This window comes from Paenibacillus ihuae (assembly GCF_001368795.1).
GTDB lineage: Bacteria > Bacillota > Bacilli > Paenibacillales > Paenibacillaceae > Paenibacillus_AQ > Paenibacillus_AQ ihuae.
On record NZ_LN831201.1, the window covers coordinates 142,276 to 149,937 of the forward strand.

General features: G+C 48.4%; 9 protein-coding genes. 4 read left to right on the top strand and 5 right to left on the bottom strand.

The window, feature by feature from the left end; translation table 11 throughout:
- Positions 1 to 9: 9 nt before the first annotated feature.
- Together AQR02_RS25065 and AQR02_RS25070 are read right to left on the bottom strand one after the other, a co-directional pair.
- Complete coding sequence (locus AQR02_RS25065) at positions 10 to 276, bottom strand: hypothetical protein (RefSeq protein WP_054943118.1); 267 nt, start codon at positions 274 to 276, stop codon at positions 10 to 12.
- Between the two features lie 57 nt (positions 277 to 333).
- Positions 334 to 537: a CsbD family protein gene (locus AQR02_RS25070; RefSeq protein WP_054943119.1), complete on the bottom strand. Its 204-nt coding sequence runs from the start codon at positions 535 to 537 to the stop codon at positions 334 to 336.
- 473 nt (positions 538 to 1,010) lie between these two features.
- On the opposite strand from AQR02_RS25070, the gene AQR02_RS25075 reads away from it, so the two are divergent.
- The 4 genes from AQR02_RS25075 to AQR02_RS25090 all read left to right on the top strand — a co-directional run bounded on the left by AQR02_RS25075 (position 1,011) and on the right by AQR02_RS25090 (position 5,515).
- Positions 1,011 to 1,919 (top strand): hypothetical protein, encoded by a 909-nt coding sequence (locus AQR02_RS25075; RefSeq protein WP_054943120.1) that lies wholly within the window; start codon positions 1,011 to 1,013, stop codon positions 1,917 to 1,919.
- A 49-nt stretch (positions 1,920 to 1,968) separates the two neighbouring features.
- A complete protein-coding gene (locus AQR02_RS25080; RefSeq protein ID WP_054943121.1) occupies positions 1,969 to 3,846 on the top strand; it encodes an FAD-dependent oxidoreductase in 1,878 nt (625 codons plus the stop codon).
- Between the two features lie 220 nt (positions 3,847 to 4,066).
- Positions 4,067 to 4,516, top strand: coding sequence for a hypothetical protein (locus tag AQR02_RS25085; protein ID WP_054943122.1), 450 nt, complete (start codon positions 4,067 to 4,069; stop codon positions 4,514 to 4,516).
- An 18-nt stretch (positions 4,517 to 4,534) separates the two neighbouring features.
- The gene (locus AQR02_RS25090; protein ID WP_054943123.1) at positions 4,535 to 5,515 is read left to right on the top strand and encodes a polyprenyl synthetase family protein; all 981 of its coding nucleotides are present in this window, start codon (positions 4,535 to 4,537) and stop codon (positions 5,513 to 5,515) included.
- A gap of 27 nt (positions 5,516 to 5,542) precedes the next feature.
- Here AQR02_RS25090 and AQR02_RS33195 read toward each other — a convergent pair whose 3' ends face one another.
- From AQR02_RS33195 to AQR02_RS25105, 3 genes are all read right to left on the bottom strand, one after another.
- The gene (locus AQR02_RS33195) at positions 5,543 to 5,905 is read right to left on the bottom strand and encodes a hypothetical protein (RefSeq protein WP_054943124.1); all 363 of its coding nucleotides are present in this window, start codon (positions 5,903 to 5,905) and stop codon (positions 5,543 to 5,545) included.
- An 81-nt stretch (positions 5,906 to 5,986) separates the two neighbouring features.
- The gene (locus tag AQR02_RS25100) at positions 5,987 to 6,871 is read right to left on the bottom strand and encodes a UbiA-like polyprenyltransferase (protein ID WP_054943125.1); all 885 of its coding nucleotides are present in this window, start codon (positions 6,869 to 6,871) and stop codon (positions 5,987 to 5,989) included.
- Positions 6,872 to 6,909: 38 nt separating this feature from the next.
- Positions 6,910 to 7,662, bottom strand: a 753-nt coding sequence (locus AQR02_RS25105) for an aspartate aminotransferase family protein (protein WP_148449210.1), incomplete at its 5' end; no start/stop codon positions are given.

Below are 7,662 nucleotides of genomic sequence, written 5' to 3' on the forward strand. Positions count from 1 at the left end.
GAGCGCAAATCAAATTCGATTTACGCTCTTTTTCTGAGGTGAAAACCAGAGCCACACCGGATTCCAGCGCCTCTTGGTTACCTGCATACCGTCTGCTGTTGCGATGTCCGGGTCATGCTTCTCTTCGAGGTCACATTCGGCATGTGTCCAAATCTCTGCATCCGGAAATGTATAATACCGGGGATGATAGGTGCAGAACATGTCTCCTTGCTGCGTAAGCACGCGATCAGCATTTACTTCAATAATCCTGCCGGTGACGACGGTCGGTTTGTACATAAGACACCGCCTCTTCATGCAAATATGACTACCCTATCACCCGAAGCTTCATTTTAATTAACTGCGGACCGATTGTTCCCAATTGCGGTACTCCGCCTCTGCCTGATCTTTGGTATGACCATACCGCTCCTGCAATTTCCCGATTAATTTATCTTTTTCACCATCAATCACATCTAGATCATCATCGGTAAGCTGGCCCCACTGCTTTTTGGCCTCACCTTTAATCTGCATCCATTTACCTTTAAATACATTGCTGTCCATTACAAGTTCATCTCCTTAGTTTCCCTAATTTAAGGTATATTCAGAGTTTCACGTGCTAAGGATGTATTACCCCCTGCCATAGGAACTGAATCGGTAGGTTGTTAAGCAGGGCTTAGTATAGAAGTCGTATTTTGTCACATAATAGTCTCTAATATAGTATTCAAATCTTTTAAAATTTGATATAATCCAAATGCAGGTAAATTAGATACAGATAAATTATTTTATGTTTAGTGATTATTTTCACATGTACGATCAATTTATTGTGCTAAAATGCCTTCGGAGCAGAAACAAGATGTTTAAAATTTTATTGAATGTTTACTGATATATGTCAAAGTACTGCAACAAAAAGGGTTTCCTGCCGATAATAAGAGTGACATTTGTCATTTATAAAGTGATATTTATCACTTCCAAGTCTATTAAAATGTTTTACATTTTAATATATATATTTTAAACTAATTTGGAGGTCATCACAAATGAAAAAAGCTTCTGTAATTTTGTCGAGCGCACTGGTTCTTGGTACCCTGCTTGCTGGGTGTGGCAACAACAATAACAACGCTGCCAACACTGCCGCTACCAACGCTCCGGCTGAAACAACTGCTCCTGCAGCAACTAACTCCGGTAATGCCACAGCTGAGGCTGGACAATATCAAGATGGAACTTACTACGGAACAGCACCTGCTGACGAAGAAACAGGCTGGCAATCCTTCGTATTGCTGACTGTCGAAGGCGGAAAAATCACTAAAGCGGATTGGGACGCTTTCAATGTTAAGAACGCTGGCGACCTGAAGAAAAAAGTTTCTGAAGACGGCAATTACGGTCTGGTATCCAAAGGTGGTGCCCAAGCTGAATGGCATGAGCAAGCTGCTAGTGCTGAAGCCTTCCTGATTGAAAAGCAGGATCCGGCAGCAGTTGTTGTAAATGCTGAAGGCAAAACCGATGCAATCTCCGGTGTATCCGTTGGTGTCAGCGACTTCGTAGCAGCAGCACAAGCCGCTCTTGCTGCCGGCCCTACTGAAGCTGGTCCTTACAAAGACGGCGGATATAAAGCTGAAGGCGAAATGGATGCGAAATCCGGCTGGAAATCAACTGTAGCTCTGACTGTTGCTAACGGTAATATCGTAGCTGCTAATTTCAGCGGTGTAAATGCTGCTGGCGATGACAAGAAACAATACTCTGTAGATGGCAAATACGGCATGAAAGCCGGCGGCGCTTCTGCTGAATGGCATGAAGAAATCGCATTGGCTGAAAAGTATTTCCTTGACAATAAAGGTACCGCACCTACTTTGGATGCTGAAGGCAAAACCGATGCAATTTCCGGCGTATCCATCAACGTAGGCGAATACTTTACACTTGCAGAAAAAGCACTCGAAGGCGCGAAATAATTATTCGCTTACCTCTTGCAGCTAATCAGACGAATGAGGTGAATTTCTCTTGAAGAAAATAGTCATTTTGGGTGGCGGCTACGGCGGCGTACTCACGGCTAAGAAACTGGCAAAGAAATTTAAGAACGACAAAGATGTAGAAATCAAACTTATCGACCGGAATCCCTATCACACTCTATTGACTGAGCTGCATGAGGTTTCAGCGAACCGCGCGCCTGAGGATTCAATTAAGATTGATCTGAAGAAAATCTTTGCAGGTCTTAAAGTAGATGTAGTGCTTGATGAAATCAGCAATATTGATTTCAAAGGCAAAAAGCTTAAATCCGATAAAGCTACTTATGCATATGATTATCTGGTTATCGGTACAGGAAGCAAACCAACCTTCTTTGGTATTCCCGGAGCTGAAGAGAACACCTTCTCTTTCTGGTCCTATGACGATGCCGTTGCGCTGAAACGTCAAATCCGCGATATGTACACCAAAGCGGCTAAAGAAAAGAATCCGGCTGTACGCCGTTCCATGCTGACCTTCGTTATCATCGGTGCCGGCTTTACAGGTGTCGAGCTGGTCGGAGAAATGGCGGAACAACGCGAAGAATTGTGCAGGGAGTTCTTTATTGATCCTTCCGAAGTACGTCTCATCGTCGCTGATATGGCTCCGAAGGTTCTGCCTATCCTTCCGGATAAACTGATTCAAAAAGCCGAAGCCCGTCTTCGCAAGCTGAATGTAGAGATTGTAACCAGCGCGAAAATCACCGAAGTTGGAGCTGGCAGTGTTGCACTCGGCGAGAAAAACATTGTGGAAGCACAGACTATTGTCTGGACAGCCGGTGTTGAAGGTTCTGAAATCGTAGGAAATCTTGATGTTCAACAACAAGGACGCAAGCGTATTGTTACTAACGAACATCTGGAAAGTGTTGACCACAAGAACGTTTATGTTGTTGGGGATAACATCTTCTTCATCCCTGAAGGGGAGACCCGCCCTGTACCGCAAATGGTTGAGAACGCTGAACAAGCGGCTCCAATTATTGCCGGAAACATTACAGCGGATATCAAAGGCACTGCTAAGAAAGCCTACAAGCCAGGATTCCACGGTACTATGGTATCCATCGGCAGCCGCTACGGCGTAGCGAACGTTGGCCTTCCAGGCAAACTGTTTATGCTTACCGGATTTATGGCTATGCTGTCCAAGCATTTCATCAACATGTTCTATCTGTCGCAGGTAGTAGGTTTCAATAAAGTATGGACTTATATGATGCACGAGTTCTTCCATGTAGAGAACCGCAAGAGCTTCGTAGGCGGGTACTTCTCCAAACGTTCACCGAACTTCTGGCTCGTTCCGCTGCGTATGCTGCTTGGCGGCATGTGGCTCTATGAAGGTATCGATAAGCTGAAGAAGATCTGGGAAGATCCCGATAAGATTTTCCTCATTCCTGCTGCTCCATACGCAGATGCCACTTCAGCAGCAAGTGTGGCTGTAGATGCCGTTAAAACAACGGTAGATGCCCAGTCAGCAGCTTCAGCAGTATCTACTGCTAAAGAAGCAGTATCGGCACTTCCTGTTCCTGGTTTCATCTATGATATTACCAACTGGTTCATGGATCTGATGTTCTACAGCCCTGATGGTTCTTACACTTTCTTGGCAAAATGGTTCCAAATCGGCATGGTATGTGCCGAAATCGTCTTCGGTATTATGCTTATCGTTGGTCTGTTCACAGCTATTTCTGCATTGGCGACCATAGCGATGGCCGTTATGATCTGGTCCACCAAGATGGCAGCAACAGAAATGCTCTGGTACGTTGGAGCAGCTATTGCCTGCATCGGCGGATCGGGCAGCGTCTTCGGTCTTGACTACTACGTCCTGCCTTGGCTCAAGAAGCAATGGAAGAGAATTCCGCTCGTCCGGCGTTGGTATCTGTATACGGACTGATGCACCTCAATAGTATCTTCACCATTTATAAGGCATAATTCATTTAACCATATTATTATGTGATTTATGTGTGATACAGTTGAATAAGATATTCTTAAGAGTAATGTGTCCCTAGGACACATTACTCTCCTTATTTAACAAGGCTTTAAAGAATGGTTTTGTAGGGATAATCAGGGCATTGGTTGCTTCCGTCAAAACCGACATGAAGGAGAGGAGCTTAATGAACAGACAACTCATTGAAGATACCTTCCGGCTTTTACAGACTGAAATGTCCCCTATCGCCGGTATTCAATTGTATCTCTCTCCGGCGGAATGTGGGCAGTTGCTCGCGGTATTGGAACGCCATGATCTGGAATATGACCGCAAAGTCCATTTGCTAGGTATTTATACTATTCTTACCGTGGCGGCACAGCGCCATATGGAATGCGTCCCGCATCATCCCGAACTTACCCGCAACATTTTGGACGGAGATTATTTGTATAGCTTTTATCTGCAGTTTGCAGTGAAATGCCGTGAGCTGGACCTCGTCGCTTATTTGGCTCCATCCATTAAGAAATTGCAGATCAGACGTTCAAATGGAGACTTCGCAGAGCAAAATCCGGCGGCTGGAATCGAAGAGTTCCTTCTCCAAGAGCGCAGCCAGCGAAGCCGCACAAGCAAAGCCATTTGACAGGTGGGAATTCTAAACATGAAGCTGCATGAAGCCTTGAATATAGATCTGAATGAAATTAACCGTGAAATCGAAAATCTCGTGGCCCGTGATAAGGATGTTCCCAAAAAATCGCAGCTGGCCCAGAGCATTCTTGAGCTGGTCGGCTCCGGCGGCAAACGCCTCCGCCCGCTGATGGTTATAATTGGCGGACGATTTGGACGCAAGCCTTCAGGACGCAGAACCCTGCAGCTGTCCGCAGCTGCCGAGTTTATACACGCAGCCTCTTTAATTCATGATGATATAATCGACGATGCCGAGCTGCGGCGCGGCGGAGCCGCCCTGCATGTGAAGACCGGTGTCCTATCCGCTGTTCATATCGGCAATTATATGTCTGCCAGGGTAATCGAGCTGTTAAGCAAGTATACCGGAGACAAAAACCGCTACGTTCATGATCTGTCAGCCGTAGCTACCGCTCAACTCTGCCTTGGTGAATACCAGCAGATGGAGCATGCCTTCGATTATAATCTGACGCTTGAGCAATACCTGGAGAAATCCCGCAATAAAACAGCCCTGCTAATGGCTACCTGTCTTCGTGTCGGCGCATTGTCTACGGAGAGTTCAGAAGAAGTCGCACAGCTACTTTATACGTTTGGGGAAGCGCTGGGCATGTCCTTTCAGATACAGGATGACCTGCTTGACTTCACCCAATCCGCAGATGTGCTGGGCAAGCCAGCCGGCAGCGACCTGCGGCATGGCCAGGTAACCCTCCCCGTGCTCTTTGCGCTTCAGGACCCTAAGCTCGCTCCGGCGATTCGTTCGATAGGCCCCGCCTCCTCCGAAGAAGAGGTGTCATATGTACTGGATCTCATCATCAGCAGTGATGCCTTAGCCCGCACCGAGGCCGTCAGCCAGAGCTATCTGGATCAGGCCGCAGCCATCGCGCATCAGCTCTCCGATTATCCGGCCCATGCCGATCTGGACACTCTGCTGCAGTACTTTGCAGGGCGCGACCACTAATCACTGATGTAACCTATTTTTAAACACTTAACGCCTCACCTCAAACGCAAAAAAGAGCCCCCGGGCTCTTTTTTTGTATCCAATTTCCCCCACCGCTAAACCAGCCGAACGGAGCGCAGCGATCGTGAGTGAGTTTAGCATGGGGTTTTTGGTTTTTGGTTTTTGGTTTTTGGTTTTTGGTTTTTGGTTTAGGGGTTTGTTTTCCCCATAGCAAAAAGGCGCGTAGCCGAAGCCTTTACGCGCCTTTTGCCGCCCCCCTGCTGGGTAGGCATGTTGTCTTTTGTTGTTAGCCCAGGCGAGGTATAGGCGAGCGGAGAGGAATTTTGGAACTGTAGGAGCGATAGCGTCCGCCTTTATGTTTGGATTCCTACCGCGAATAGCGGTTTCCAATCAGGGAATCCAAACATAACAGCGGCCGGAAGTCCAAACATTCCTCGCAGCAGAGCACCCTAACCGAGCCGCCGCCGCCCCCTAGCTAACATAAAAATAATCAATCAGCGTACACAGCAATATCACCATACTGATCACCTGATTCAAATTATACGAAGCCACCTTCATCAGCTTCCGGTTCGAAGGTTTGATAATCCTGTGCTCCGTCATCAGGAGCAGGGTGGCTATGCCGATGCCCACAAGGTACATCCAGCCCAGATCACGCCAGAGGTACAAGAAGAGCAGCAGCATCACCATGATGAAATGCAGGCCCTTGGAGATGCGCAGGGCGTTCTCCAGCCCGAAGAAGCTCGGGATGGACCAGAGGCCGTGCCGCCGGTCAAAATCGATGTCCTGTGTGCCGTAGATGATGTCAAAGCCGGCAATCCACAGCATAACGACCGTGCCAATGACAAACGGTGTAAACGCGATATTCCCGGTCACGGCGAACCAGGCACCAATTGGTGCCGAAGCAATCACGAATCCCAGGTACAAGTGGCTGAGAAAGGTAAAGCGTTTAGTATAAGAGTAGGTAGAGATCAGGACAATCGCTACCGGCGACAACACCAGGCAGAGAAGGTTCAGCATACCGGAGGCAACAATAAACAGTGCATAGTTGATGACGATAAACAGAATAACTTCTTTCTCGGCCAGCAGCCGCTGCGGCAGATGCCGGTGTGCGGTGCGCGGATTCTGTTTATCAAAGGTACGGTCCACCAGCCGGTTAAAAGCATTGGCACCATTGCGGGCCCCGATCAGTGCGATAAGCCCCCACAGCATCATGTGGCCGGATGGCCATCCGCCTGCCGCCCAGACCATCGAAATGATGGCAAACGGCAGGGAGAAGAGCGTATGTGAGAACATGACCAGCTCGCTGAACATTTTCAGCTTAAGGGCTGTTGTTTTGAAAGCATTCAATATAACCATATCATTCGTCCTTTACCTTCGATTCCTGTCCGGCTTATCTACTCGGCCTGCACGGCCGCAGTTAGCCTATGAGCTGCTTGGAGCAGCACATCATTCAGTACTTTAAGCATATCATCGATATTCTCCGCTGTAACGACAAGCGGCGGCTGGAAGGCAAGAACATTGCGGTTCACGCCGTTTTTGCCGATCAGGTACCCCCGGTCCTTCATCTCTTCCAGCACATCATCCGTCAGCTCGGCCGCAGGGACCGCTGCATTGCCGGTTAATTCGGCGCCAAGCATGAAGCCGGTGCCCCGTACATCAGAGATGAGCACAGGATAAATTGCCTGAAGCTGCTGCAGGCCGCGTTTCAGACGTCCACCCAGCTCTGCAGCACGCTCCGGCAGCCGTTCACTCTCGATATAATCCAGGACAGCCAGTGCCGTCGCCGCAGACACCGGATTTCCACCAAAGGTAGAGGCCGATGGACGGTTCAACGAGCCGGCAATTTCATCCGTGGTTGCAAAGGCCGCCACCGGAACACCGTTGCCGAGCGCTTTTGCCATACTGATGATATCCGGAACGACTCCGAAATGCTCCATCGCAAACATGGCACCTGTACGTCCATAGCCGGTTTGAATTTCATCGTCAATCAGGAGTACACCATACTGCTCCAGCAGCGCTTTAACTTCGCGGAAATACGAGGGTGCCGGCATAATCATGCCTCCATTGCCCTGAATCGGTTCAACGATCATTGCGGCAATGCTGTCACCCTTCTCTTCCAGAACGCGCTTTAGGCTCTGAACCGAGCG